A 26470-nucleotide genomic window follows, 5' to 3' on the forward strand; every position below is an offset into this window, starting at 1 on the left:
TTCCCGCCTTCGTCGCGGCAACACCGATACCGTTTTCGATACTTTGATCTGCGATCCGAACTCTGAGATCTGAGATTTTTGACTTGGGACTTCGGGTTCCCGACATCTCCGGCATCCGACATCGATTCTCCCATGCCCCTCCGCGACTACTCCAGCCTCCTGACTTCCGCCCGCTCGTACCGCGCCGGTGACCGCGCCACCTCCATGCGAGCGTTCCTCGACCTCACCTGGTCCGCGTTCGGCGATGAGAATCCGTCGTCGGAGCGCAAGACGATTTCCTGGATCGGCTTCTACGAACGCGACCACCAAGATGCCGCCCAGATGATCCTCATCGACCGCCGTCCCAAGCCCGCATGCTCCCCGATCGGCCTGCACGGTCTCTGCGGCAAGGGCATGCTCGAATCCACTTCCTACATCGTCGATGATGTCCGCACACTCGGCGCGAACTACGTCGCCTGCGACCCGCGCGATCAGAGCGAACTCGTTGTGCCGCTGATCGACGAGAAAGGCGAGAGTTTCGGCGTGCTGGATGTTGACAGCTTCGCGATCACCGCGTTCGATGAGCACGATGCGGCACAAATGCAGCAACTGCTCCTTCACTTTGGCCTGACCGGCCGCTCCACGCCGCCCCGTATCATGCGAGCCTGATCGCCCGGCGATCTGCCGCATGCCCGACACCAACCCCTCACCTCGCACTCGCTCCCTGCTGGATCGTTTTCTCAGCGAGAATCGCAGCGTGGCAACGAGCCTCACCCTCGCGGCAGGCTTCGCGCTTCAGGCGCTTCTCTGCACCGCGCTCCTCCTCCTGGGTTATCGCGTCCTCGGTGCGGCGGGAGTCCCGTGGGCGATCATTTCCGCGATCATCGTGCTCCAGCCCGAGGTGAACGAATCGCTCCGGGCCGCGGTCGTTCGCATCCTCGCCAACATCGTCGGCGCGATGATCGGGATGATCGTCGGCGTCACGCTGGGAATGGGCGGGTGGCAAGTGATCCTCTCGCTTTCGCTCGTCATTCTCACCTGCGAATTGCTGCGCCTTGATCTCGGTCTGCGTTCGGCATGCATCGCCGTGATCATCATTCTCATGTTCGATGACGCATCCGTGGAACACTCGGCAATGGAGCGATGCATCGCGACAATCACGGGCTGTGCGCTCGCCGCGTCGGTCCAGATCGGCATGGAGCACGCCACGCGGCGACTGGGAATTCACGATCGGATTTTTCCCCGCAAGCCCCCCGCCGCGAAGTGACCGGAACTATCGCGAGCTCAGCTTCAACCCGACGACGCCGACCAGCACGAGCGCGAGCGATCCGAGCCGCAGCGCGCTCGTGGATTCCTTCAGAAACACGATTCCGAACAGCGCGATGAGCGCCATCCCCACACCCGCCCACATCGCGTACGCGAGGCCGATGTCGAGCTTCTTCGTTGCGAGCGCGAGGAATGCCGCGGAAAGGAGATACATCACTCCGAACGCGGCCGTCCACGGCAGCTTCGTGAGCCCTTCGGACTTCTTCATGGCGATCGCCCAGCCGACTTCGAAGATGATCGCGATGATGAGGTACAGCCAGTGCATAATGAAGTTTTCCGCAGCCTCGACGAATTAACCCGTGCTGTCGCGAGAAAAATGAGCCGCGACAATGTATGCGAGCCCGGTAAGAAGCAGCGCATACCCAAGGACCGGCCCAACCCAGAAAGGAAGGAACATCACCGCGATAGCCGACTGCGCGTCGCTATGGTCAATTCCGAATCGCAGTAGAAGGACGTAGGAACCGCAGTACATGAGACTCGCTGTTGCGCCGAACGCAATTGAAAGCACCGGCAACCCTCGGCGAACTATCGCACTGGCCACGAATACGCAAGCCAACATCGAGGGAATGTGGAACAACAGAAAAAAAGCGACACCGCCGAAACTCGTGGCTTCCGGCGCAAGAGTCAGTCCGACAACAAACATTGTGACGAGAGGAAACACATACGCCATGATCATTGCCGACTTGCTCGGCCGACGTCGAACTGAGGCTCCCGCCACGACACGGGTCCCGCATTCCGGACATGGGGCGCTTTGCTCAAGACCATTCATGTTGTAGCCACAAGCAATGCAACCCGATTCCGGTGGTCGAATACGAAACACTTCGGGCGCGAAAAAAACGAGCCCGAGTGTCCCGCTCCCCGCGATCAATCCGCCGAACCATGCGAGTGTCAGCAAGCCGTCACTCATGGCGATTTTGCGGCAGCAATCCGCCCCCAGCACTCCCCAAATCCAATCTTCCGATACCCCTCGCGTTCACAAAATCCCTTGAAAATCACCGTGTCCCCATCCGCCAAAAACGTGCGAGTTTCCCCCGTCGGCAGCTGAATCGGCTTGCGCGGTTTCGGGGTGGGGGGCTTCCCGCCTTCACCCATTCCATCCCACGTCAACTCCAGCAAGCACCCCCGGCTGTCCGCTTCCTTCCCGCTCACGGTGCCGCTCGCGATCAGGTCGCCCGCGAGCAAGTTGCACCCGTTGCTCGCGTGATGCGTGAGCATCTGGCCGAACGTCCAGTACATGTCGCGGAAACTGCCGCGGCTGAGGCGATGGGGCTTCATCCCCTTCTCCGCCATCTGCGCCGAGAGCAAGTACACCTCGAGCGTGATGTCGAAGCCGCCGCTCTTCTGATCCTCATCATCGAACAAGTACGGCAACGGCTTCGGGTCGCCCGCGGGCCTTTCCATCGCGCCGCGCCGGAACGGTGCGAGCGCATCCATCGTCACGATGTACGGCGAGATGCTCGTCGCGAAGTTCTTCGCAAGGAACGGCCCGAGGGGCTGATACTCCCACTTCTGGATATCCCGCGCCGACCAGTCGTTCACGAGGCAAAGACCAAAGAGATGCTCGTGCGCCAGACCGATCGGCACCGGCTCGCCCAATTGATTCCCGCGTGCGATGTACGCCCCCACTTCCAGTTCGTAATCGAGCATCTTGCACGGACCGAACGTGGGTTCCGTTTGACCTTCCGCCGGCGACTGCTGGCCGCTCGGCCTTTTGATCGGCGAACCGCTCAAGACGATCGACGACGCCCGACCGTGATACCCGATCGGCACGTGCTTGTAATTCGGGAGCAGCGGATTGTCGGGCCGGAACATCGCACCCACCGTCGTCGCGTGATGGATCGACGCGTAGAAATCCGTGTAATTGATAATCGGCAGAGGCGGCAGCAGTTTCGTCTCGCTCTGCGGCCGCAGCGCCTTGTCGCGCAGCCTGCGGATCCCCTGACCGCCGCCTTCTTCGCTCAGGAACTTCTGCAGGATCGTCCGCAGCTCCCCGATCAGCCGCGGCGATTCCGCAAACCCGAACCAGTATCCCTGCTCAAACGCCTCGAGCAGTTCTTCAGATCCCTCACGCTCGAGATACCCCGCCTCACCCAGCATCCCCACATCCAGAATCTGATCCCCGATCGCCACGCCCTGATGCGCGTGCGTGTGCTGGTGCTCACCCTCTCCGTGCGTCGCCGCAAAGACGCACAAGGGCAGATTCTGAATCGGGAATTCCGTGTTCGGATCGTTCGCGGATTCGACCCAGGATTTCAGATCAGGATTGTGCGTTTCATTCGGCTTGTTGTTCATCGCGTTCTCAACTCAATCAGACGTCACCACAGAGGCACAGAGACACAGAGAGAAGGGCGGAAATGGGAAGATCAGGTTTCCGCGAAACGCTTTTCGAAGCACGTCCACGCCTCACGATCCGCAATCCACCATCTCCAATCTCTGCGCCTCTGTGCCTCTGTGGTGAACCCCTCTTCAAAGCAGTCCCGCCTTCTTCAAATCTTCCACCGGCTCATCAAACGAGCAGCTCCCGAAGCTCAGCGCGAACGCCTCTCTTGCCCGCGCGATCTCGGTGATATCGAGTACGTGATTCCGCCATGTCAAACCCTGATCCGTGCAGATAAATGCGCCGACTTCGCCCTCCCGCAGCACTTCCTCGGCTCCTGCCGTGTCCAGCCCCTTACCGAACACAAAGCACCCGGCGACAAACACGTTCAAAAATCCGTGCATGGTGCATCGTGCGGCGCCCTTCTCATACGTCAGCGGGTGCTCGCCCCGCACAGGGTGGTGCAAGCCCGCCGTCGCCTTGAACGGCACTTCCGCCTGCCTGCACGCAACGAGAAACTCCGCGACCTGCCGCGGCGTCGGAAACGCGTTCTCGGTCACTCCGCCCGTTCGAATCTTCGCCCCGCACGAATTCCCGGCAAGCGCCGCGACAAACCCGCGAGCATCTCCGCCGGGCAACTTCTCCACCGGCGGCAGTTCAAAGAACGGAAAGATGTCCTCCGGTATCACGTCGAGCACATCATCCACGCGCTCGGCGCTCTCGACTTTCACTTCCACAACATCAACACCCGCAAGCCCCTGATCCTCCCGCGCGTGCCGCTCGTTGAACCGCTCGATCAGATCGATCTCCCCCGCATTCTCAATCAACGCCGAAATCCGCCACGGTTCGCCCGCCGCGGCAAACTCCCGATACCCGCTCGTCGCGTTTGTTCCCGGCATGAGCATCGACGCCGCGGCACTCAACTCCTCAAGCCGCGTCGCCGGACAGACAAACCGGCTCAGCATCCACTCGTGCTGTCCGCTCAGCGCACGGAAATAAGCCTCCGCGGCCGGCTGCATCGCCAGTTTCGCGGGAGGGAAGAGCCCGGCATAGTCGATCAGGCCGCCCAGAAGCGACCGAATGCTCCGCGTCTCCATGGGTACAGGATACTCAACGGTGGCCCAATTCTCCGGCGCGGGTTGCTCGGAGCAATCTGTATTTGGAATCCGCCACAGCGGCAAAAACCGGGTTCCGAGAGCGCCTCATTTTTGTGGATTCGCCGAATCCGTCGCGAACGGATCGGCCCCGCGCCATCGCGCGATCCAGATCTGACTCGACGGCTTGGTCTCGCCCGCTGCCACTTCGCCCCGCTGCGCCGTCCACATCATCCCTTTGCCGTCCGGACTGAACACCGGAAGCACATCGGCGCCGGATGCATTCGTGACACGCGCGTGCGGTAAATCCGGGATCGCGACGCTTGGCGCCTGAACCATTTTCCCCTTTTCAAATCCGGGCGCCCCGGTTGCAACTCCGCTCGCGAGATTCGATGCGGCGCCCGCCGCGGCATCGAGCGCCGATTCATCGACGCGGATCGCGAACACTTCGTAATTCCGGTGCCCCATCTCGCTCGTCGCGTACACAAGAAACTCGCCCGACGGATGCCAGAACGGCCCCCAATTGACATGCTCGTTGCTCGTCAACTGATACTCGCGCTCGATCCCCGTCGGCACGGGCACGCCATCCGCGCCGGTTTCATACCGCAAGTCCGAGGCGTACAACTGCAAAAGATCGTTACCCGCGCGATCGGATCGATAGCAGATCCGTTTGCCGCCCGGCGCAAAGAACGGTCCACCGTCATACCCCGGCGCAACCACGATCGGCGTGTGCGTTTTGTTCACCGTGTCGAAGACGAAGATGTCCGCATCGGGCTTCTCGCCTGTCTGCTTCGCCGGATCGACATTCGCATAAAGCACAAACCGTCCCGTCAGGTCCCAACTCGCCTCGGCGCAGTATCCCGGCCGCTCGAAAAGCACCACCGGCTTTGGTTCCTCGCCCTCATTCAGCGAATTCAGATCGAGCGTCACGATCTTCATGTTCTCGGGGAACGACCACACATACTTGTTCGTTCCGACCTGAAAGCCCGGCTTGTTCGGCGCAAGGGGCGGCTCGATCGTGCACCCGAACAGCACCGTATCCGGATGCTTCGGATGAAACCAGCCGCAGGTGTTGGCGCTGCCCTTCGGGCTGATGCGCCGGATGTTCGAGAGCCCGGTCGTTTCTCCTCCGGCGTTTCGCGTGAGGTCGGCAACGTACATCGAATAGTGCTGGTCCGGTTCCTTGCCCGCTTCCGGAATCGGCACGGCCTGAAAAATGATCCGCTTGCCGTTCGGGCTGAAATACGCCTCGCCCGCCTTCACGAACTCGCTACGGGAGGTCAACTCCTTCCACGAATCCAGCAGCCGCGACTCTTCCTTCCGCCAATCCACCTGTTGCGCCGGAGCGGGCGTGCCCCCATCCTGCATCGCTCCGAACAAAGTCCCCGCGAGAATGACAATTGTCAGCATCTTGAGCTCCGTCGTGCCTTTCGCTCGCCTTTCTCCGGCCCTCTTCCCGATTGTTCGCACGCAAGAATCCGGGGATCGATCAACCCGGTTTCCGCTTGCGAACCACTCGCGTGCACTCCTTCGATTCAATCCTCAAAGGAATTCACCTCGTCCATCGCACGAGCCGCTTTGTCGTGGTCGAAAAACCGAGCGGCGTGCTCTCCGTCCCCGGCATCGGTCCCGAAAAAGCCGATTGCGTGGTGTCACGCGTCCATAGCGTGCTCAGCGCACTCGGCGCCGCGCCGGCGCTCTCCTCACCGGGCCAGATGATCGTTCACCGACTCGACATGGATACTTCCGGCCTCATGGTCGTCGCGCTCGATGCCGATTCCCAGCGTCAGCTCTCCCTGCAATTCGAAGAGCGCCGGCCCGAAAAGACCTACATCGCCCTCGTCGCCGGCCTCGTGCGCGCCGACGAAGGCACCATCGATCTACCGATGCGACTCGATGTCGAGAATCGACCGTATCAGATCGTGGATCACGCGCACGGCCGCCCCGCCAAGACGCACTTTCGTGTTCTGGCGCGCGAAACCGATCGCACCCGCGTCGAATTCCGCCCCATCACCGGGCGCACCCACCAGATCCGCGTCCACGCGAGCAAAGGCCTCGGACACCCGATCCTCGGCGATCCGCTCTACGGCGATCATCCCGACGCAAGGCTCATGCTTCATGCCGCATTTCTCAGCTTTGTTGAGCCCGGAGGCGCCGCGCGCCTGGAATTCCGTTCCGCCCCGCCCTTCTGACACTTCACAAAAACACCGCACCCGCCCGAGGAGAAGGGCGGGTGCGGAAAACTGCGAATGAATCGGTCAGGAATCAGGCTCGACGGCGACGGGCCGCGACCAGACCGCCCAAACCCAGAAGCGCCGCGGCACTCGGTGCCGGGATCACGTCGATCGTGGCGAACAGGAATTCGGGGGAGCCGGCATTCGAAGGAACGCCCGACTGCTTGCTGATCGGCGAAGCCGCGTTGTAGAACGTGAGACCGGCCGCGGAGCCCGATCCGAACGTGTTGTTCGTAAAGACGATCGAACGGACAAACGCCGCGAGCGTGTTGTTGCCGATCACGATGCTGCCCGAAGCGATCTGCTGGACGTAGATCGGGTTATCGGGCAGCGTGGTGAATAACTGGCTCGCAAATGAGAGGGGCGTCCCCGCCTGCCCGAGAATGCGATTGCCGCCGCTCTGAGACTGCTGCAAAAACGCCGCGTTCCCGTTCGGCAGATCTCGCTGATATGCCGTGACCAGGTCGCCGTTGAAGCCGTTGCCGAAGTTGGTCATGACATTGGAACCGGTGAATCGAGCCACCGCGACAGCGTTGCCCGTGCCATCGGCCGTGGTCACCTGCGTGCCCTCGGTGAAGAAAGAACTCACGCGGAACAGCACGCTCTTGGCGCCGGTGCTGACATCCACGTTCAGGTTCCGGGTCCAAGTCGACCCATCGGTGCTGACTTCAAACAGCAGCCCGTATGACGGGGCGGACTGCGCCAGCGCACCCGTCGCGAGACCCGCAACGGCGGCAAAGCAGACAAAGCCTTTCAACATCTCTCTTCTCCTAAAGCGCCGCTCTCGCGGCATCGGGGCGCCTCCGTTGCGCCCGCCCGGAACAACAGGGCGGAGCGCCGCGGCTGCTGGCGCCGCGAAAAAAGCGCCGGCAGCACGGAGGCTCAACCGTTTTTACGGAACGGGGCGGACATGGTTTCTCAATTTCGTCACATACTTCGCAACTGATTCACTATGAGTTTACTCTCATGATTTCATCCCCTGTTTTCTGCGGTATTTCATTCATGTCACACGGGATTCCCCTGAATTCTCGAGCGATTTCGGCGAGGCGTCATCAGGGGAAATCAAACACAAACTGAGATCGGACGAAAAAAGACCACGCCCGCCGAAAGGCGAGCGTGGCTGGTGTTCACGTGAGATTTCTGAGGATCTCTCTACCGTGCAATCTTGCCTTTTCAGGCGCGACGGCGACGGGCAGCGACGAGGCCGCCGAGGCCGATCAGGGCGAGCGAGCCCGGAGCGGGGACGACCTGAAGGGTGCCGGCGATATCCGTCGGCGAGCCTTCCGGAGCCGCGGTGTTCACGTCCTGCACGCCGTTGACGAGCAGATCGCGGTACCACGTGTTCTGGGTGCGCTGGTTGTTGCTGAAGACGATCGTGCGGGTGCCACCGGCCTGGCCGACGGTCATGTCACCCGTGCGGATCACCCACTCGAGCTGGGGCGTGCCGCCCGACGAGGGGCAGTAAGCCGCCAAGGTGCCCGAGAGGAGCAGCTGCGAAGCGAACGACGTGGCCGTCGTGCCGCCGAGGATCGTGTTGCCAGCCGAGAACGAGCTGCTCAGGTAGGTCGTGCCGCCGCTCGTCAGAGCGCCGCGGGTCTGCGCACCGAGCGCATCGCCGTTCGCACCCGAGCCCCAGTTGCTCATCCGCTCAGAGCCGGTGTAACGGGCATAGGCAACAGCCGGGCCCGTGCCGCCGGACGCGGGAACCGGGGTTTCCGGATCGGCGTAGGCCACAACGCGGAACTTGACCGCCTTGTTGCCGCTGCTCACATCGACAGCCGCGTTGGACGACCAAGTCGCGCCGTTGTCGGTGCTGAATTGATACTTGAAGCCCCAAGCAGCGTTAGCCGAGGCAGCGATACCAGCAATGGCCGTGAGGCCCACAACGAAATTCTTCATGTCTCTCTTCTCCTCTGAAAAAAAATCCCACGGAACGGGCGGTTCGTTCCTGACCGATGAAATGTACATCGAAGTCCGGGGGTGCTTCAAGACCTTTCAGTTCGTTTTGATCGTTTTTTGTCAGATTTTCTGGTCTGTAGGGTTGCACGTCCCAGAAATAGTGCCCCGTTCGGTGGTCTGTAACGTCTGTACCCAATGAAACACCCGCCACCTCCGGGTTTTGCCCGATGAAATCCCCCCTTTTCGCGCCATCGAATCTCTCGCGCCCCACCCACCGGGCGGATTTCAGTCGAAATCTGGGTCTGCATCCGTCAATCACAACTCAACCAAGGCGTTGAGGCTCGCGATGCCCATTCGACCCGGACTTTCCTCGTTTCCGGCGCTCCGCCCCACAGCCGATACATAGGGTGATGACCCCATGCTCCCGAATCCGCGGATCGACGAACACACTCAGCTGATGTCAAAAAAGAATCCGCTCCGGCGGTGAGACCGGAGCGGACGATGAGTTCATGACTTGCTGAGTCTGCGGCCTTCGCCGCGGTTTCTCAGACTATTTCCGATCGCTCAGGCGCGACGACGGCGGGCGGCAACAAGGCCACCGAGGCCGAGGAGGGCGAGCGAGCCAGGAGCCGGGATGCCTTCAACGGTGATCGTTGCATTCATGTCAACACGGCCCGGACCACCGGCCTGCGGAGCGCCGGACTGCTTGTTCACGGGCGACGCGCTGTTGTAGAACGTGAGACCCGCCGTGGAACCAGAACCAAAAGTCTTGTTCTGAAGCGTGATCACGTGATTCAGGCCGGCGGCGTCGAGCTTCACTTCGCCGACATAGATTTCCTTGTACGGCTCGAAGGGAACATCGGCGAGGAACAGCTGCGAGCCGAAGCTCGTCACAGCCGAGGTGCCGATCGTGGCGCCCGCGACGGTCGTCAGGGCGGGGTTGCCGCTCGAGATCGTGCGAACGATGTTCTGGAAGTTGTCGGTGCCCTGGAATCCGACAGCCTGGTTCGAACCCGTGAAGCGGGTGAGGGCTTGAGCCGTGCCCGTGCCGTCCGCGGTGGTGATCGTCGGGGCCGAGTTCGGGTCGAAGTACACGCCGAAACGGAACTTGACGGTGTCGCCCGCAGTGGCGGTCACGCTGGAAACCCAAGCGGCGCCATTCCAGACTTCGAACTTGAGGCCATAGGCAGCGTTCGCGCCGGCAGCGAGGCCAGCCACACCAGCAACAGCAGCAATCATGCTCTTCATCATCTTACGGTCTCCTCGCGAATCTCAAAGGAAGACAAACAATGGCCCGCGCGAACACCTCGTGCAGAGCCGTATTTCAAATCTGCCTCGTGTTTTTCGCGTTGCCAGCGAAGTTGGCGGAAAAGTCGGCTTTTTCGCTTTTCCCGGTGCCGACGGAGCCTTTTTCCCAGGCGAAAATGTCGGCACTAAAGCCTGCAAACGCAATAACTTGCGTCCGGACCCGACTCGGAATCCGGAATCGCCCACAACCGTTTCTGAAACATTGCTAATGACTGTTGCAGGGCGACGATTCCACCCGCCTTCGCTCGGCTAACCGTTGCCGAAGCCGAGCTTCGCCAGTTTCTCGGACCATTCAGCCCGTTCCCGCGAGTTGTCGCTCGCCAGCTCCGGGTTGCCGCCCGCCGCTATTCGGGAAAGGGCCTCCGCCTCGAGCCGGCTCAGATGAAGCCCGCCCAGCTCGTAGTCCCGCCAGGCTTCGACCGTCCCGGGCACCAGCGGCTCGATCAATTTGAGCATCGCCTCCGCAAACACGCGGATCTCGGCTTGGGCGTGCGAATCGATCCGGAGCGCCAGGAACCTCAGCGTGTTGTGCAGGTCGCACTTCCAGTACCACTCGGTGTACATATTGACCGGCAAACCGATCCGAGCCATTTCGCGGCTGACCCCCTGCTCTGTCAACGCCAGATACCGCTTGTAGAACCCCTCCACTTCGTCGAGGTAGTTCACAAACTCCTGCGCCGTCTTGAGATCCTGCGCATCGTCGTGGACGCGAAACAGTTCCTCACCCCCCTGCCGGTTCGCCTTGCTCTGCTTTCGGACTTGATCCAGGTTCGGCGTGTAAAAGCGATCCGGCAGAATCGAATACCGGGCGGAATACTCGTTGACGTTCGCAGTGCGGTGCCGGATCCATTGGCGGGCCACGAAGATCGGCATGCACACGTGGAATTTCAGTTCCACCATCTCAAACGGCGTCGTGTGCCGATGTCGCAGCAGATAGCGGATCAGGCCCCGATCCTCGTTTACTTTCTTCGTGCCCTGGCCGTACGAAACGCGAGCGGCCTGCACGATCGCCGCATCGGCGGTCTGCCCCTGCGGGACCAGCCGCGGCATGCAATCCACAAGCGCGATGAAACCGTGATCGAGAACATTGATCTGCTGACGGGCGCTGCCGCCCATGATGTCCACGAGCGGCGTCTCAGGTGCCGAGCGGACGATCCCGTCCGAGCCGGGCTTCAGCGGCTTGATCTCGGGCGTGGGCAGTTGGCTCGGCGCTTCGGACGCGCGCGTGAAATCCGTTGTCTGCATGGATGGCTCCGCCATGCGGGCAGGATAGCGGAGTCAAAGGGCGATGGGATTGCAGAGGATGCCTCCTCACCGTGGGAAGAGTGAAGTTGCGATTTCGAAACACGCAGATGCAAGGACAGCCGTCCCCAGCTCCTCGCTCTTCAGTGACCGCTCCGGTGGCTTGCCGTATATTCGGTAAACAATGTTGAATCAGGACGACAGTCCTCCCACCGCAGGTCGCTCTCCATCAAACGGCCCAAGCCGCTCGACATTCCGTCGCGTGATTCGCTGGTTCTGCGTTTCGGTGATCGTTGCAACACTCGGTGTTGTCGCGGCAGTTCTGATCTGGGTGTGGCATTGGGAGCGGCAAATCGGAGGCGACAACACCGACACTCGCATGCAGGCATCGGAAATTGTTTCTGAAGCGCAAGGGTCGTTTGCAGACGAAGCCAATCGGTGGAGCGAACTGGCGGATATTCTGGCGACGTACGAGCAATTGCAGAGCGAATTCCAGCGGAACTATCCGGCCCCGAAGGACTCAGCCGGCTTTGCGCTCCCGAACTGGGTTCCGGACGCGTCGATGGCGTACGACCCGTCGTCTTCGCCTGAGCAGAGCAAGGCCGGCGCCGAATTTCTCGCCCGCCTCGATCGATCCGGCCTGCTCGCCCGACAGGAATTTTTCGAGCGCGCCAAGCACTTTGAACGGCCGATCGATGCCCCGAGGCTGATCGACGCGACCTTTCTCGATCTTACTGTTGCTCGAAGGCTCGCCCGCGCGGACCGCGCTCTCTTGTTTCGCCTCTGGAAATCGGGAGGCGCGCAAGACAAAGAGGCCGCCCGAGTCTTCGAGTGGCTGCTCGCGCTCGGCCGCGCGTATCGCTATCAGTTCGGAGCGATCAACTCACTGACCGGCATCGCGATCCAAGTCCTGGCGCTCGACACGATCCGAGAGGTCTGCATGAACCGTCCGCTGAGGGAGGACGCACTCGCTCTTTGCCTCGCGGCGATGGAGCGCCAGTTGGACGCGCCGGAACGCGACTTCGCGTTGCGCTGCGAACGAATCCTGGTGCTCGACACGGTGCAATGGAGTTTCAGCGATGATGGACGCGGGGATGGTTACTTCCTGGCTGCGGAAAACTTCGATCTTGGAGCGTTGACCGGAAACCAAGCCCGGAAGACAGCAACAGGCGAAGGATTCTTTCTCGCGAGCAAAAAGGAGCTCGTCGACAAATTCGATGAACTCTTCGGCGCAGACATCGAAAAATCCCTTCGACTGCCGCGCGACCGCACCGCAGCCGCCTGGAACGACCCCGTCGAAGGCCTGCCGAGGCGATTCCGCATTCTCAAGATTCTGTATCCCGCGCCACAAAAACTGATCGCCGCACAGGATCAGTTGATGGGCGAAGTCATCGGAACGAAGACTCTGCTCGCGATCGAGTTGTTTCGACTTCGAAACAACCGATTGCCCGGTGCGCTCTCCGAATTGGTGCCCGGAATACTTGCGGAACTTCCGCTCGATCCGTACGCATCGGGCACCCTTCGATACAAACAAACGGACCCATCCGAAGATCCATGCGGCCGAGACTATTTGCTCTACACGGTCGGATCGGACCGGACCGACAACGATGCAAAAATGAATGTCAAGGTCCCCTTCACGCCTCTGATTGGCGCTCCTTCAGGAAAGGGATTCGACTTCGTTTTCAATACTCCCGACCCCGATCTTCAGAAGTGTCTGAACGCCGATTGATCACAGCATTGACATGCTCTTCCGCGAGGCGTCACTTCACGGCTTAGCGATCAGCCGGATCGTCGCCTCGCCCGAATCGACGCGACGCCGGTACGCAACCACCACCACATCACCCGGCTTCTTCGCGCCCAGCACACGCACCAGTTCCGCGACGTCGCGCGTCGCGGCACCATCCACGGCCGTGATCACGTCCCCCACTCGCAACTCGCCCTTCACGCCCTTCAAAGTCAGCGGCGGAATGATGTTCGCCAGCCCGCGCCCCGGCGGCTCGATGATCGACGTGATCGTGACCCCGTCGCCGCTTCCGGTTTCCACCTCGACGCCCAGGCTCGCCATCCCGGCGCGGATCTCTTCCGCGACTTCCGGGATGGTGCGGACCCACATCCGGAAATCCTTGTCGGTTGCGCGGATCGGGCGATCGAAGACTTTCTCGAAAGCTGTTGCTCCCGCGTCTTCAGCGGGCGTCGCCCGCCCGTACGCCTCGTACCAATCCCGGAGCTTGCTCAATTCATACAGGTAGAAAAAGATCGTGCGCGCCTCGGCGTAGTTCGCGAGTTGCTGCGAAGAAAGAAACTTCTCGCGGGGCTGCACGCAGAACTTCTCCAGCGGCATCAGCGTGTTGCTGCGCTCGCGGCGCTGCGCGATATTGGTGCGCCACGATGGAACGGGCTTGAGCTGCGAATACGAGGCGCCCCTCGGCACTTCCACATCTTCGACAAGGCTCGCAAGCCCTTCCTGCACCCAGTATTCGTGCGTCTGACCCTTGCGCGTGCAATCGCGCCAGTGGAGTACATGGAAGAATTCGTGCCGAAGCGTCGAGCCGAGGTCCTGCGAGACGAGCTGCTTCTGCTCGTGGATGTAGCTGCCGCCGATGGTGGAGAAGCCGGTCCGTGCCGCGGGCCCGAAGGTGACGATGAGCCAGGTTGTGAAATCGCGCCTGCTCGGGAGCACAATGATGACCCACGGATCGAGCGCGACTTCTTTCGGTTCCCACAGGCCGGGGAATACGTTTTTCTCCGCCCAGTCGCCGAGACCTTCGAGTTCTTCGCGCGCTTTCTTGAATTCCGCGGGGTCGAACGCGCTGCGATAGATCAGCCGGCGCTTCTCATCGACAAACTCGACGTACTCGAAGCCGTCGTCCGGGTGATCGAAAACCTTGCGCGCCAGTTCAAGATTCGCGTCGCGCCGGGCTTCGAGCACGACCGCCCAGTTTTCGACTAGTTTCTTGTAGTTCGCATTTTCGCGCACGCCCGCGAGGTCCGGGTCGCGCGTCAGCTTGCGGTAGTCATCAAAGCCGTTCTCCACCGCGCGCACAAGGAGCACACCCGCTTCGTCCGCTTTTCCTGTCGCGGCGCACACGCACGCGAGGTTATAGAGAGGAACAAAGTTCCGGGGTTGCAGTTCGATCTGCCGGCGCAGCAACGGTTCGGCCACTGCAAAATCCCGCTTGGCGAGCGCGGCATCGGCGCTCGCTTCTACCTGCTCGGCTGTTTGTGGCTCCGCGGAAAGACAGTTCACCACGGAGAACACAGAGAGCACAGAGAAAACAAGAAAGAGAGAGGCAAGACGCAATGGACGCGCGAGCGAAGATCGCGGAGGAGTGCGGCGAACTCGACAGCTCGCGCGGGATGCCCGCAACTCTCGCTCTCCTTTCGGGCGATCGTGCGTTGCCGCGGCATCCGAATGGACCACCGCTCCTCTTCCGCCTTTCAGCCCGACAGGGCTGAAAGATTCGAGCCGAGGGTGGAGCGAGTCCTTGAGCGACACCCTCGGTGCACGGACGCAGAACCCTCGCACGCTGGAGGCGTGCGACATCGGGCGCTCGAAACGATCGGCCAAGCAAGTCGTTTGAACGACTCTCCCAGAGAGCGGGTCTTTGAGACCGGCGATCGCGTTGCGAAGTCTCGTTCTCACGGCCGCCATCCCGCGAAGAGCTTCTTGAGCGCCTCCGGATACGCCTCGCACTCGGCCGCGAACACGCGCGACGCGAGCGAATCCGGGGTGTCGCCCGGAAGCACCGGCACTTCTCGCTGCAGGACAATCGGCCCGGTGTCATAGCGTGAATCGCACAGATGCACCGTGCAGCCCGAAACCTTGTCCCCGGCCTTGAGCACCGCCTCGTGCACATGATGGCCGTACAGGCCCGCACCGCCATGTCGGGGGAGCAGCGCCGGATGAATGTTGACCACACGCCCGTCGAACGCGGGAGGAATATCAACAAGTTTCAGATAACCGGCGAGCACGACCCAGTCGATTCGATGCTCGTCCAGCACGGATTCGAGTTTTTCGCGGGCAATGCGGCCGGGAATCACAAGCGTCGTCAATCCCGCCTCGCGCGACTTGGCGGCGCCGGTACATTCCGACGAAGCCATGACGAGTGCAATCTCGGCGGCCAGTTCCCGCTTTTCAATCCGCGCCAGCAGATTGAGCAGCGTCCGCCCCCCGCCCGAAATCATGACGGCGAGCCGGGGCGATCTGATCGAGTCGGTCGGCATTCTCTATTCCGCCCGTCGAGCCCACGCAGACCTATCGCGAAAACCGATCAGAGCGCCGCTTTCACGGCCGCGTCGCGGTCCTTCACGATGGTGAGCAGCGTGTTGAGGCGCGTCAGCTTGAAGACTTGCATGAGCTCTTCGCTCATGTTAAAGAACACAACCTTGCCGCCTTTGCCCTTGATCGTTTTGTTCAGCGTGATCAAGGCGCCCAAGCCGGCCGACGCAATCAGCGTGACCATGCTGAGATCGACCGCGAGGTGATTGTGGCACTGCGATGCGGCGTTGGTCAGTTCGGCGAGAACGACCTGGCACTCATGCTCCGTGATCTTCTCGCGTTCGAGGCGCGAAACCATCACATTGCCGACGAGGTTGTTGGAGACGAAAGAACTCTGGGACATGGGCCCGAAGTGTACCCGAACGGAGGCCGCGCCATCCGGCCGGTGTTTCATGCGGTCGGAGGCTGGCGGAACGGGATCGGTTTGCCGTTCTGATCGACGCTGACCATGACGAGTGTTGCTGCCGTCACCGGAACCAGTTTTCCGTCCTTTTCGCGCTCCGCCTCGACCTCCACAAGCACTGTCGCGGAGGTCGTGCCCAAACGGGTGGTTGTCCCGTAAAAGTTCACCACCTCGCCCACGTGCACCGGCGCTTTGAATTCCACGCGGTCAATCGCCGCGGTCACCCACCTGTGCCGCCCGTGATGACACGCCTCGACGAACCCCGCCTGGTCGATGTACGAAAGAATCACGCCCCCGAAAATCGTGCCGTAATGATTCGTATCGCGCGGCATCGTGGTGACTCGAAGAGCCAGGCGGCGCGGTGAAGTCTGTGTCATGCCCGACCGTAGCCCGATCACCGGGGCAGTTGGGTCGCAACCCCTACGATCGTTGAACGAAAGGACTCTCTATGAGCGACGCCGGAAACGGAAACTCAGGATGCTGCGGCGGGAAAGGCGGAGGCACCGCTTCCGGCGGCGGTTGCGGCTGCCAGACCGGCTCGCAGAAACTCGTCATCCCGGCAGGAACGGCGAAGGAAATCGCGGCGCTCCCGACGAGCGAAATGCTCTCGCGCTATCGGCGCGGCGTCGGCAATTACGACCCGCGCGTCTTCTCCCTCAGCGCCGAACAACTCGACATGGCCTTCCTGCCCGATGCGAATGTCGGCCGCTGGTCGGTGCGGATGCTGCTCGGCCACATGGCCGACGCCGAGATCGTGTTTGTGCATCGCATGCGCCGCGCGATCGCGGAAGATCGGCCGCTGCTCGCGGTCTGGGAGGAGAACGCGTTTATTGATAGCGGGCTCTACGCCATCCCGCGCGAGGTTCAGCAAGGAGACCCCGCAAGCCTGATCGGCGGATTCGTCGCCGTCCTCCACACGATGCGGATGTGGAGCTTTCAGTGGCTGTCGGGCCTCAAGCCCGAACAGTTCGACCGGATCGCGATGCACCCCGAGCGGGGCGAGCAGCGCGTGCGGGACATTCTGTCCTACGCGATCTGGCACGTCGAACACCACGCGCGCTTCCTGCAACTCAAGTGCGATCGGATGCTGGGTCCCGTCGAAGAACCTGCCGCGGCAGGCGCAGCCGCGGCGAGCGGAGGATGCTGCGGAGGCGGAGCGCATCAGCACGGCTGATCGAACTCATCCATGGACCGCCTCTTCGACCAACGCCGCTACCTGATTCCTTATCGCTCATCGCTCCTGCCGCAGATCTTCACCGACACGCTGGTGATTGGCGCGGGCGTCGCGGGTCTCCGTGCCGCGGTCGCCGCGGCGGAACACGGCGACGTGATCGTGCTGAGCAAGGGCGATCTCAGGGGCACAAACACGGCGTGGGCACAAGGCGGCATCGCCACGGTGCTGACAAAGGGCGACACGGTCGAGTCGCACGTGCAGGACACGCTCGCCGCCGGCGCAGGACTCTGCGAAGAGGGCGCGGTGCGCGAAATCGTCGAGAGCGGGCCGGAGCGCCTCCGCGAGTTGATGACATGGGGCATGCGCCTCGACAAAAACTCCGAGGGCGAACTCGCGGTCGGGCGCGAAGGCGGTCACAGCGCGAGCAGAATCGTTCACACCGACGGCGATGCCACCGGCCGCGAGTTGCAACGATGCCTGAGCGAAAAAGTCCGTAAGACCTCCGGCGTGCGCGTCTTCGAGAATTGCTTCGCGCTCGATCTGATCACGCCCGGCGATGAACCCGGCGCGCCCGTCATGGGCGCGATCACGCACCACCCCAAGCACGGCCTGCAGATGATCTGGGCGAAAGCGACGATCCTCGCCAGCGGCGGCGCGGGTGTGCTATTCCGCGAAACGACGAATCCGCCCCTCGCGACGGCGGACGGAATTGCGATGGCGTACCGCGCGGGCGCCACCGTGCGCGACATGGCGTTCGTGCAGTTCCACCCCACCACGCTCTACCTTCCGGGCGCGGCGCGCTGGCTCATCACCGAAGCGGTGCGAGGCGAGGGCGCGCACCTGCTCGACAGCAGCGAACACCGGTTCATGGTCGATGTGCATCCGCTCGCCGAACTCGCGCCGCGCGATGTCGTGAGCCGCGCGATCGTCCGCCAGATCGCCAAGCAGGCATCCGGCGCGGGGGGCAGTCATGTGTGGCTCGATTGCCGCCACGTGCGCGGTTTCGCCGATCGTTTCCCTGGGATGACGGCCCTGCTCCGCCGGTTCGATCTCGATCCTTCAGAAGATTTGATTCCCGTGCACCCCGCGGCACACTACATGGTCGGTGGCGTTCGGACGGATCTTTCCGGCCGCACCGACGTACCGGGTCTGTACGCCGCGGGCGAGGCGGCATCGATGGGATTGCACGGAGCGAATCGACTCGCCAGCAACTCGCTGCTCGAAGGGCTCGTCATGGGCGAGATCGCGGGGCGCGTGTGCTCCGAAATGAAGACCAACGGTCACTCGAACAACAAGCCCGCCGGCTGGAGCGCGCGGCCCGCGCCGATCCCGATCGTGAGCGACATACGACCCAGCGAGCACGGCGAGCTCGACCTCGATGATGTGCGCAGCAGCCTGCGCAGCGCGATGTGGAAGAATGTGGGCATCGAGCGATCCGGCGGAAAGCTCAGCGATGTGTGCGACATGATGGACTTCTGGGCGCGCTACACGCTCGACAAAATCTTCGATGACACGGCGGGCTGGGAAGTCCAGAACATGCTGCTCGTCGGTTCGCTCGTGGCGCGCTCGGCGCTCTGGCGCGAAGAATCGCGCGGGTGCCACGCCCGCTCGGATTTCTCAAAGCCCGAAGCCGCCTTCGAGGCGCACGATTGCTTCCGGCGCGGGCAGCAGCAGGTGCAGGTGCAGCCGCTTTCGGGCGCGCCGGAGCGCCGAGGAGCGCTCGTGTGAGCCGGATCTGCGTGATGATCGTGGTGATCGCGATCGCGGCGGGCTGCGAAACCAAAGTCGTGCGCTACAACCCGCCGCTCGCGAGCCTGCCGGGCGCGCAGACGGGGGTGGCGCCGGTGTACGACTCGACGATGCGCGCGCCGGATTCGCCGCTGGCGGCGCAACCGACCCAAAGGCCGATCATCGAGAACGCGGACGGGACCAAAACGATCGTCTCGCGCAACGGGCGCGACCTGATGTACCACATCGCGTGGACGATGCGCGAGGACGACGAAGAGACGTTCACGGAGCAGGTGCTGAGCGAAAAGACGCGCGACGAGTTCTACGAGCGCGGGTACGACCCCAAGTTGGCGTTCAAGGAAATGAAGCGCCGGCGCGAAGACCTGGAGAAGCTCTTTAAGATGCTTCCTTCGGGAGAACTCAGCCCGGGCGTGCAGCTCGAGACGGTCGGCGTGAACGTGATGCGGGTGCGCCTGCACTATGTGGACAGGGCATCGCTGCCGTGGTGCGGATTCGACATGATCCTCGAAGGATCAAACTGGAAACTGCGCTGGTTTATCGAGAACGACGGGAAGTGAAAGCCCTTGCGCTCTTCCAAACCGAGCGATTCATCGCGGGCCCGATCGCGCCTCGAGCGTCACGTCGATGTTCATTTCCTTGCCGTCGCGGATCAGCGTCACCTTCACCACGTCGCCGGGCTTGGCGGCGTTGAAATAGGGCATCCACTCCTCGACACTCGAGATGCGGTTGTCGTTCCACTTGATGATCAGGTCGTTGGCCTTGACGCCCGCTTTCGATGCGGGCGTTTCGGGCAGAACCTCGCCGACGAGCACGCCCTTTTCTTCACCCGAGTAGTCGCCCGGAGAAATTCCGAAGCGGATTCTGCCGCGGGTCGGAGGAGGAGGCTGATCGCCCTCGGTCGTCACGACGTTGGAAGGCGACGTGAACTTCCACGGTTCGGGGCGAAGTGCCGCATCGAGCGCGACGCGGTAGCCGAGGTCTGCGATCTTTGCAGCACCTTCCCAATTGATTAGCGCGGCAACATCGGTCGGCCGGTGGTACTGAGGGTGCATCCCGGAGAACAGAAAAAGCACCGGCACTTTGGCGGCGTAGAACGACGCGTGATCGGAAGGGCCCATCCCGCTCTGCTTGCCGGCGATTTTGAGGTCGCTCGACTCAAAGTACGGCGCGAGCCAATCGGCGAAACCTTCCGCGGAGCCTACGCCGCCGGCTTCGAGCGGCTTGTCGGAAAGCCGCCCGATCATGTCGAGATTGAGCATCAAATCGTGATTCTCGATCGGAACGATGGGGTGCTGCGTGTAGTAGCGCGAGCCGTTCAGGCCGGATTCCTCGCCCGAGAAGCCGAGAAAAAGAATGCTCCGGCGCGGCATGTCCGGCGGCAACTCGGCGTACTTCTCGCTCAAACGCTTCGCGAGCAGGAGCATTCCCGAAGTGCCGCTGGCATTATCGTCGGCGCCGGGGTGGAGCTTGCCGCGGTCGCTCGGGAAGCGCACGCCGACTTGTCCAAAGCCGAGGTGGTCGTAGTGCCCACCGACGACGATGTAATGATCCGCGAGGTCTCCGACACCTGGCAATATCGCGCCGACGTTGTCCGTTGTGGGACGGACCTTGTTGATTGCCGCGTCGATGGTCACGGTCGAGCCGGGAAGATCGACGATGACTCCCTTTTCGTCTGCGAGCTTGCGCAGATCGAGCAGCGAGCGTCCTTCGGGGTCGCCGGCGCGAACCATCGCGTCGACTGTGTCGATCGTCGCCATGATCACGGGGGCCTCGTAGGGCTCGCGCGCCGTGATGCTGTTCACATCCTCGAGGTTGTCGACGCGCTCGTCCTTCGCTCCGGGGGCGTTGACGAGAATCACGGCCTTGGCGCCGCGCCGAATGGTCGCACCGATTTTGGGTTCGAGGCCGGCCGAAAACGACCACCCTTCCTTGGCCCACTTCGAAGTACCGTCTTCATTCATCGGTTCGAAGCGCAGCACGATCGCGATCTTGCCATCGACTTCGGGGCCCGAATCCGGGAAGCTGGTATAGCCATCGTCTCCCATCGTGATTCCGTAGCCGGCGAAGACGAGCGGCGCGCTCGCGGTGCCGTTTCCGGAAAGGCCGAGCACATTGAAGTCGTTGCCGGGAACAAGGCTTGTCGTTTTCCCTTTCGCCTCGAACGAAAAAACCTGCTTTTCGATCTCGTTGTGCGAAGGGCCGGGGAACGGCTGACGGAACGACGGCTTCGCCGGATCGGAAGCATCGGTAAAGGCGGGCTTGAGACCGAGATGTTCGAACTGCCACTGGATGTAGTCTGCGGCGAGCTTGCCTCCGCGCGATCCGGGATAGCGACCTTCAAAGAACGGATTCGCGAGCGTGGTGATGTGATCGCGGAGAATGTCCTCATCCGCGGTCAGAATCTCTTCGGATCCTGGAGGAGTGACCTCTCGCGCACCGGCCGAAGCGGGCGTCGATGGAATATCGGCCGCGAACGACGCGACCGCGAAGGCGGCGGTCAGGAACAAAGAGCCCCGAAAGGGATTCATCGGTGAAATCTCCACGAGCGAGCGTACCGGCGTGCAGGAACCCGGACATGCGCAACCTAGTATTGGAGCGGGGATCGAAGGCGGTCGCATAAATCGCGTCTTTGCCGCCGTTGATACCCATATTTTGGCGGTTTCGGAGCCCTTCATGACCACGTTTGCCAAGTCACCGATCGCCTCAACCGGGGCTCCCAAGGCGGGCGCCGCGCTGAATGCGTCCGACACGTTCGTGCATCGCCACATCGGTCCGAGCGAAGCGGACATCAGCGAGATGCTCGAGTCGATCGGGTACAAGTCGCTCGAACAGTTGATCAGCGCGACCGTTCCCGCGGACATCCGTTTCAACACGCCACTGACCTTGACGGGCGATGCGGACCATCCGCTGGGCGAAGCGGAGATGCTCGCGGCTTTTCGCCAGCTTGCGGGTGAGAACCAGGTGTTCCGCTCCTGCATCGGCATGGGCTACTACGACTGCATCACGCCCGGCGTCATCCTGCGGAACATTCTCGAGAACCCGGGCTGGTACACGCAGTACACGCCGTACCAGGCGGAGATCGCGCAGGGGCGGCTCGAGGCCCTGCTGAACTTCCAGACAATGGTGAGCGATCTGACCGGGCTGCCTCTCGCCGGGGCATCGCTCCTGGACGAAGCGACGGCCGCGGCAGAGGCGATGGCGATGGCGTATGCGATCGCGGGCGGGCATGACGGATCGAAGCGGACATTTGTTGTGGCGCAGGATGTACATCCGCAGACGCGCGCCGTGATCGAAACTCGGGCGGATGGGCTTGGGATCAAGGTTCGGATCGTCGATCCGAAGCAGGTTTCTTTCGGCGCGGACGATTTCGGCATCATCGTGCAGTACCCCACCACCGACGGTCGAGTCGAGTGCTATGAAAAACTGTGCGCCGACGCCCGCGGGAAGGGCGTCACGACGATCGCGGCGACGGATCTGCTCGCGCTGACGCTGCTGAAACCGCCGGGCGAATGGGGGGCGGAGATCGCGATCGGCAGCGCGCAGCGTTTCGGCGTGCCGATGGGCTTTGGTGGTCCGCACGCGGCCTTTATCGCGACGAAAGAAGAGCACATCCGCAAGATGCCGGGACGCATCATCGGCGTTTCGCGCGATTCGCAAGGCCAGCCCGCGCTGCGCATGGCGATCCAGACGCGCGAGCAGCACATCAAGCGCGAGAAGGCGACGAGCAACATCTGTACGGCGCAGGCGCTGCTCGCGATCATGGCCGGCATGTACGCGGTCTATCACGGGCCGGAGGGGCTGCGCCGCATCGGGCTGCGGGTGCACGCGTACACGCAGGCGCTGCGTGCGGGCCTGCGAAAGCTCGGGCACGCGATCAACGACGGCGATCTGGTTTTCGACACGCTCCGCGTCCAACCGTTGGGGAAGACATCGTCCGACGTTCTCGCGCTGGCGGAGATCAACACGATCAACTTTCGCGATTTCGGCGATGGCACGCTGGGCATCAGCCTCGACGAGACGACCGATCGCAAGCTGGTCAGGGATATTCTCGCCTGCTTCGGCGGCGGAAATGAAGATGTCGATGCGCTTCTCGCGACAGCAAAGCTCGAACTGCCCGCGGCGTTCGCTCGACAGAGCGGCTACCTGACCCACCCGGTCTTCAACAGCCACGATTCGGAGCACGAGATGCTCCGGTACATCTTCAAGCTACAGGGACGCGACCTGAGCCTCGCGCACTCCATGATCTCGCTCGGTTCGTGTACGATGAAACTGAACGCCACAAGCGAGATGATCCCGGTCACGTGGCCCGAGTTCGGCGAGATCCATCCGTTCGCGCCCGCCGAGCAGACCAGGGGCTACCAGAAGATGTTCCGCGAGCTCGAGACGTGGCTCGCGGAGATCACGGGCTTTGCCGCGGTCTCGCTGCAGCCCAACGCCGGCGCAGCGGGCGAGTACGCGGGGCTGATGGTGATCCGCCAGTATCTCCGATCGATCGGGCAGGGACACCGCAACGTGTGCCTCATTCCCGACAGCGCGCACGGAACGAATCCGGCGAGCGCGATCGTCGCGGGCTTCGAGGTCGTTGCGGTCGCCAACAAGGACAACGGCGACATCGATCACGACGATCTTGCGGCCAAGATCGCGGAACACAAGGACCGCCTCGGCGCCCTGATGGTCACGTATCCGTCGACCTACGGCAAGTTCGAGACCGGCATCCGCGAAGTCATCGCGATGGTTCACGATGCGGGCGGGCAGGTTTACATGGACGGCGCCAACATGAACGCGCAGGTCGGGCTCACCAGCCCCGGATTCATCGGCGCCGATGTCTGCCATCTCAATCTGCACAAGACTTTCTGCATCCCGCACGGGGGCGGCGGGCCCGGTATGGGGCCGATCGGCGTGGCGAAGCATCTCGCTCCATTCCTGCCTTCGCACCCGGTGGTGAAGCCAGATGTCGCGACGGAGAAGTCGGTCGGCGCTGTCGCCGCGGCACCGTATGGCAGCGCCTCGATTCTCCCGATTTCTTACGTGTACATCGCTTTGATGGGGGGCGCGGGGCTGACGCGTGCGACGCAGGTGGCGATCCTGAACGCCAACTACATGGCGCACCGGCTGGAGGGGAGCTACACGGTTCTCTTCAAGGGGCCGGGCGGACGGTGTGCGCACGAATTCATCCTCGATTGCCGCCCGTTCGAGAAGAGCGCGGGCATCAAGGTCGAGGACATCGCCAAGCGTCTGCAGGACTACGGGTTCCACGGCCCCACCATGTCGTGGCCGGTGCCCGGGACATTGATGATCGAGCCGACCGAGAGCGAGCCCAAGGCCGAGCTGGATCGGTTCTGCGACGCCATGATCGGCATCCGCGCCGAGATCCGCGCGATCGAAGAAGGAAAGTCGGACCGCGCCGACAACCCGCTGAAGAACGCGCCGCACACGATGGGCATGATCAGCGCGACCGAGTGGAAGCACCCCTACTCGCGCGAGGCCGCGGCCTTCCCTCTCCCGTACGTGCGCGACAACAAGTTCTGGCCGTTCGTCGGACGCGTGGACAATCCGTACGGTGACCGCAACCTGGTGTGCACGTGTCCACCGATGAGCGCGTACGGCAACTAGAGGTACGATCCGAACGATGCACGAAGTCGCGCTCATGCAAGCCGCCCCGCATGTCGCCGCGGGAAGATTCCCGCAGGCGATCACGCTCTTGCGTCGCGCACTGGACAAGCAGCCGGCGAACTATCCGCTGCTCGACAAGACGGTCGAGCTCTTGTGCAAGACCAAGCAGTTCGATCAGGCGAATTTCCTGGTTGAGCGCGCCGCGAAGCTGGCACCGATCGACCGCAAATACATGATGCTCGCGGGCGACATCGAGATGCAGCGTCAGCGCTTCGGTGAAGCCGCCAAGTACTTCTGGAAAGCGTTCCACATCGACCCGACCGACATCGAGCCGCTGCGCGCCGGCTGCATCGCGATGTACCAGGACGGCCACTTTGAGGAGGCGATGGCAACGGCGCGCCGCTTGTACGACGAGCGACCGGGCGACATCAAGGCGCTCGCCCTCTACTCGGGCTTCTGCGATCTCGCCGGGGACCTGAACGAGATGGTGCGCGTGCTGCTGCTCGCCATCGAGAAGGCGCCGAGCGACGCGGCGATCCTCTCCGCCCTGCTGCTGCCGCTCACGCGCCTGCACGGCGTCGATCCGCGCGTCGTGTTCCAGCACCACGTGCGCATGGGGCAACTCGTCACGGAGATGGCGCCGGCAGACAACCGCCCGCACAACAACATCGCCGATCCGGAGCGGCCGCTGCGCATCGGGTATTGCAGCCAGGACTTCCGCAATCGCTCGGCCGGCCACTTCATCGAGCCGATCATCGCGAATCACGACAAGTCGATGTTTCACGTGACGCTGTACCACAACGTGATCAGCGAGGACGAACTCACGATCCGCCTGCGCAAGCACGCTTCGCGCTACATCGACACGCACCGCGTGGACGACAAGAAGATGGTCGACTACATCCGGGGCGACGCGATCGACATCCTGATCGATCTGAGCGGCCACACCGGCATGGGCAGGATCGTTCCCTTCGTGCTCAAGCCCGCGCCGATCCAGTACACCTACATGGGCTATCCGAATACAACAGGCCTGCCCACGATGGATTTCCGCATCGTGGATGCGTTCACCGATCCGCCGGGATCCGACCATCTCGCCACCGAAAAGCTCGTCCGGATGGAAGGCTGCTTCCTCTGCTACACGCCCCCGCCGCACGCGGGCGACCCCGCTCCGCCTCCGAGCGTGAAGAACGGATACGTCACCTTCGGTTCGTTCAACACGCACACGAAGATCAGCAATCACGTGCTCGATGTCTGGGCGCAGTTGCTGAAGCGGGTTCCGAATTCACGGCTCTTTCTGAAGTCGATGGCGATGGCCATGCCGGCGACGCGGGATCGGGTCTGGGCGTACCTGGCGGCCCAGGGGATTGAGCGTTCGCGGGTTGATCTGGAAGGCGAGACCAAGGGCAAGGCGGATCACATGCAGATGTACGGCCGCATCGACGTGGCCCTTGATCCGTGGCCGTACAACGGCACGACAACAACCGTGGAGGCGATGTACATGGGTGTTCCGGTCGTCACGATCGCCGGGAACAGCCACGTCTCGCGGGTCGGGGTCAGCCTGCTGTCCAACGTGGGCCTGCCGGACCTGATCGCGGCCGACGAAGCCGACTACCTCGAGAAGTGTGCCGCGATCGCGGCGGATGAACCGCGCCGGATCGAACTCCGCTCCAAGCTCCGGTCCATGGTGACGGGCAGCGTTCTGTGCGACCACGTCGGGTTTACGCGCAGGCTCGAGTCGCACTATCGCCAGGCTTGGCGTGACTGGTGCGCCCGGAAAAAGGCGAACCCGGCGCTCTGATCCGACGATCGCTGGCGCAGAGCCTCACGATCTACAGTTGTCGCCCGAATTTCGATCT

The 26470-nt window shown here is 62.5% G+C and carries 22 protein-coding genes; 9 read left to right on the forward strand and 13 right to left on the reverse strand.

Translation table 11 applies throughout. The features are described 5' to 3' along the window. Positions 1–132: 132 nt before the first annotated feature. Together KF691_11720 and KF691_11725 are read left to right on the forward strand one after the other, a co-directional pair. A complete protein-coding gene (locus KF691_11720; protein ID MBX3390105.1) occupies positions 133–648 on the forward strand; it encodes a GAF domain-containing protein in 516 nt (171 codons plus the stop codon). An 88-nt stretch (positions 649–736) separates the two neighbouring features. Then, on the forward strand, positions 737–1246 hold the full coding sequence (locus tag KF691_11725; GenBank protein ID MBX3390106.1) for an FUSC family protein: 510 nt from the start codon (positions 737–739) through the stop codon (positions 1244–1246). A gap of 6 nt (positions 1247–1252) precedes the next feature. Here KF691_11725 and KF691_11730 read toward each other — a convergent pair whose 3' ends face one another. The 4 genes from KF691_11730 to KF691_11745 form a co-directional block, all read right to left on the reverse strand. Further along, positions 1253–1570: a multidrug efflux SMR transporter gene (locus tag KF691_11730; GenBank protein MBX3390107.1), complete on the reverse strand. Its 318-nt coding sequence runs from the start codon at positions 1568–1570 to the stop codon at positions 1253–1255. Between the two features lie 638 nt (positions 1571–2208). Then, complete coding sequence (fahA, locus tag KF691_11735; GenBank protein MBX3390108.1) at positions 2209–3597, reverse strand: fumarylacetoacetase; 1389 nt, start codon at positions 3595–3597, stop codon at positions 2209–2211. Between the two features lie 174 nt (positions 3598–3771). After that, the gene (locus KF691_11740; protein MBX3390109.1) at positions 3772–4719 is read right to left on the reverse strand and encodes a hypothetical protein; all 948 of its coding nucleotides are present in this window, start codon (positions 4717–4719) and stop codon (positions 3772–3774) included. A 105-nt stretch (positions 4720–4824) separates the two neighbouring features. After that, positions 4825–6126, reverse strand: coding sequence for a PD40 domain-containing protein (locus KF691_11745; GenBank protein ID MBX3390110.1), 1302 nt, complete (start codon positions 6124–6126; stop codon positions 4825–4827). Positions 6127–6221: 95 nt separating this feature from the next. Between KF691_11745 and KF691_11750 the strand changes: the two genes are divergently transcribed. Beyond that, positions 6222–6908 carry an RluA family pseudouridine synthase gene (locus KF691_11750; GenBank protein ID MBX3390111.1) on the forward strand — a complete coding sequence of 229 codons (687 nt, stop codon included), beginning with the start codon at positions 6222–6224 and terminating at the stop codon, positions 6906–6908. Positions 6909–6981: 73 nt separating this feature from the next. Here the strand turns inward: KF691_11750 and KF691_11755 are convergent, their stop codons facing one another. The 4 genes from KF691_11755 to KF691_11770 form a co-directional block, all read right to left on the reverse strand. After that, the gene (locus tag KF691_11755) at positions 6982–7710 is read right to left on the reverse strand and encodes a hypothetical protein (GenBank protein MBX3390112.1); all 729 of its coding nucleotides are present in this window, start codon (positions 7708–7710) and stop codon (positions 6982–6984) included. A 413-nt stretch (positions 7711–8123) separates the two neighbouring features. Further along, positions 8124–8849 (reverse strand): PEP-CTERM sorting domain-containing protein, encoded by a 726-nt coding sequence (locus tag KF691_11760; GenBank protein ID MBX3390113.1) that lies wholly within the window; start codon positions 8847–8849, stop codon positions 8124–8126. A gap of 564 nt (positions 8850–9413) precedes the next feature. Beyond that, positions 9414–10100: a PEP-CTERM sorting domain-containing protein gene (locus KF691_11765; GenBank protein MBX3390114.1), complete on the reverse strand. Its 687-nt coding sequence runs from the start codon at positions 10098–10100 to the stop codon at positions 9414–9416. Between the two features lie 306 nt (positions 10101–10406). Continuing rightward, complete coding sequence (locus KF691_11770) at positions 10407–11417, reverse strand: FAD-dependent thymidylate synthase (protein MBX3390115.1); 1011 nt, start codon at positions 11415–11417, stop codon at positions 10407–10409. A 166-nt stretch (positions 11418–11583) separates the two neighbouring features. Between KF691_11770 and KF691_11775 the strand changes: the two genes are divergently transcribed. Next, positions 11584–13128, forward strand: a complete 1545-nt coding sequence (locus KF691_11775) for a hypothetical protein (GenBank protein MBX3390116.1) — start codon at positions 11584–11586, stop codon at positions 13126–13128. A gap of 36 nt (positions 13129–13164) precedes the next feature. Here the strand turns inward: KF691_11775 and KF691_11780 are convergent, their stop codons facing one another. From KF691_11780 to KF691_11795, 4 genes are all read right to left on the reverse strand, one after another. Continuing rightward, positions 13165–14646, reverse strand: a complete 1482-nt coding sequence (locus KF691_11780; protein MBX3390117.1) for a PDZ domain-containing protein — start codon at positions 14644–14646, stop codon at positions 13165–13167. A 392-nt stretch (positions 14647–15038) separates the two neighbouring features. After that, positions 15039–15623: a phosphoribosylglycinamide formyltransferase gene (locus KF691_11785; GenBank protein MBX3390118.1), complete on the reverse strand. Its 585-nt coding sequence runs from the start codon at positions 15621–15623 to the stop codon at positions 15039–15041. Positions 15624–15670: 47 nt separating this feature from the next. Continuing rightward, positions 15671–16021, reverse strand: a complete 351-nt coding sequence (locus KF691_11790; GenBank protein ID MBX3390119.1) for an STAS domain-containing protein — start codon at positions 16019–16021, stop codon at positions 15671–15673. A gap of 47 nt (positions 16022–16068) precedes the next feature. Next, complete coding sequence (locus KF691_11795) at positions 16069–16458, reverse strand: acyl-CoA thioesterase (protein ID MBX3390120.1); 390 nt, start codon at positions 16456–16458, stop codon at positions 16069–16071. 71 nt (positions 16459–16529) lie between these two features. Between KF691_11795 and KF691_11800 the strand changes: the two genes are divergently transcribed. The 3 genes from KF691_11800 to KF691_11810 are packed head-to-tail and all read left to right on the forward strand — an operon-like array spanning position 16530 to position 19561. After that, positions 16530–17255 carry a DinB family protein gene (locus KF691_11800; GenBank protein MBX3390121.1) on the forward strand — a complete coding sequence of 242 codons (726 nt, stop codon included), beginning with the start codon at positions 16530–16532 and terminating at the stop codon, positions 17253–17255. 12 nt (positions 17256–17267) lie between these two features. Then, the gene (nadB, locus tag KF691_11805; GenBank protein MBX3390122.1) at positions 17268–18983 is read left to right on the forward strand and encodes an L-aspartate oxidase; all 1716 of its coding nucleotides are present in this window, start codon (positions 17268–17270) and stop codon (positions 18981–18983) included. Next, a complete protein-coding gene (locus tag KF691_11810) occupies positions 18980–19561 on the forward strand; it encodes a hypothetical protein (protein MBX3390123.1) in 582 nt (193 codons plus the stop codon). Before nadB ends, KF691_11810 begins: the two co-directional genes overlap by 4 nt. Before the next feature lie 30 nt (positions 19562–19591). Here KF691_11810 and KF691_11815 read toward each other — a convergent pair whose 3' ends face one another. Further along, positions 19592–21532 carry a M28 family peptidase gene (locus KF691_11815; GenBank protein ID MBX3390124.1) on the reverse strand — a complete coding sequence of 647 codons (1941 nt, stop codon included), beginning with the start codon at positions 21530–21532 and terminating at the stop codon, positions 19592–19594. Between the two features lie 145 nt (positions 21533–21677). On the opposite strand from KF691_11815, the gene gcvP reads away from it, so the two are divergent. Further along, positions 21678–24617 carry an aminomethyl-transferring glycine dehydrogenase gene (gcvP, locus tag KF691_11820; protein MBX3390125.1) on the forward strand — a complete coding sequence of 980 codons (2940 nt, stop codon included), beginning with the start codon at positions 21678–21680 and terminating at the stop codon, positions 24615–24617. A gap of 16 nt (positions 24618–24633) precedes the next feature. Next, positions 24634–26412, forward strand: coding sequence for a hypothetical protein (locus tag KF691_11825; GenBank protein MBX3390126.1), 1779 nt, complete (start codon positions 24634–24636; stop codon positions 26410–26412). Positions 26413–26470: the final 58 nt, after the last annotated feature.

Source organism: Phycisphaeraceae bacterium, assembly GCA_019636555.1.
Taxonomy (GTDB): domain Bacteria; phylum Planctomycetota; class Phycisphaerae; order Phycisphaerales; family UBA1924; genus JAFEBO01.

Coding starts and splice junctions, on each gene's coding strand:
- KF691_11720 (MBX3390105.1), top strand. CDS start 133: ATGCCCCTCCGCGACTACTCCAGCCTCCTGACTTCCGCCCGCTCGTAC.
- KF691_11730 (MBX3390107.1), bottom strand. CDS start 1,570: ATGCACTGGCTGTACCTCATCATCGCGATCATCTTCGAAGTCGGCTGG.
- fahA (MBX3390108.1), bottom strand. CDS start 3,597: ATGAACAACAAGCCGAATGAAACGCACAATCCTGATCTGAAATCCTGG.
- KF691_11740 (MBX3390109.1), bottom strand. CDS start 4,719: ATGGAGACGCGGAGCATTCGGTCGCTTCTGGGCGGCCTGATCGACTAT.
- KF691_11745 (MBX3390110.1), bottom strand. CDS start 6,126: ATGCTGACAATTGTCATTCTCGCGGGGACTTTGTTCGGAGCGATGCAG.
- KF691_11755 (MBX3390112.1), bottom strand. CDS start 7,710: ATGTTGAAAGGCTTTGTCTGCTTTGCCGCCGTTGCGGGTCTCGCGACG.
- KF691_11760 (MBX3390113.1), bottom strand. CDS start 8,849: ATGAAGAATTTCGTTGTGGGCCTCACGGCCATTGCTGGTATCGCTGCC.
- KF691_11765 (MBX3390114.1), bottom strand. CDS start 10,100: ATGATGAAGAGCATGATTGCTGCTGTTGCTGGTGTGGCTGGCCTCGCT.
- KF691_11770 (MBX3390115.1), bottom strand. CDS start 11,417: ATGGCGGAGCCATCCATGCAGACAACGGATTTCACGCGCGCGTCCGAA.
- KF691_11775 (MBX3390116.1), top strand. CDS start 11,584: ATGTTGAATCAGGACGACAGTCCTCCCACCGCAGGTCGCTCTCCATCA.
- KF691_11785 (MBX3390118.1), bottom strand. CDS start 15,623: ATGCCGACCGACTCGATCAGATCGCCCCGGCTCGCCGTCATGATTTCG.
- KF691_11790 (MBX3390119.1), bottom strand. CDS start 16,021: ATGTCCCAGAGTTCTTTCGTCTCCAACAACCTCGTCGGCAATGTGATG.
- KF691_11795 (MBX3390120.1), bottom strand. CDS start 16,458: ATGACACAGACTTCACCGCGCCGCCTGGCTCTTCGAGTCACCACGATG.
- KF691_11800 (MBX3390121.1), top strand. CDS start 16,530: ATGAGCGACGCCGGAAACGGAAACTCAGGATGCTGCGGCGGGAAAGGC.
- nadB (MBX3390122.1), top strand. CDS start 17,268: ATGGACCGCCTCTTCGACCAACGCCGCTACCTGATTCCTTATCGCTCA.
- KF691_11815 (MBX3390124.1), bottom strand. CDS start 21,532: ATGAATCCCTTTCGGGGCTCTTTGTTCCTGACCGCCGCCTTCGCGGTC.
- gcvP (MBX3390125.1), top strand. CDS start 21,678: ATGACCACGTTTGCCAAGTCACCGATCGCCTCAACCGGGGCTCCCAAG.
- KF691_11825 (MBX3390126.1), top strand. CDS start 24,634: ATGCACGAAGTCGCGCTCATGCAAGCCGCCCCGCATGTCGCCGCGGGA.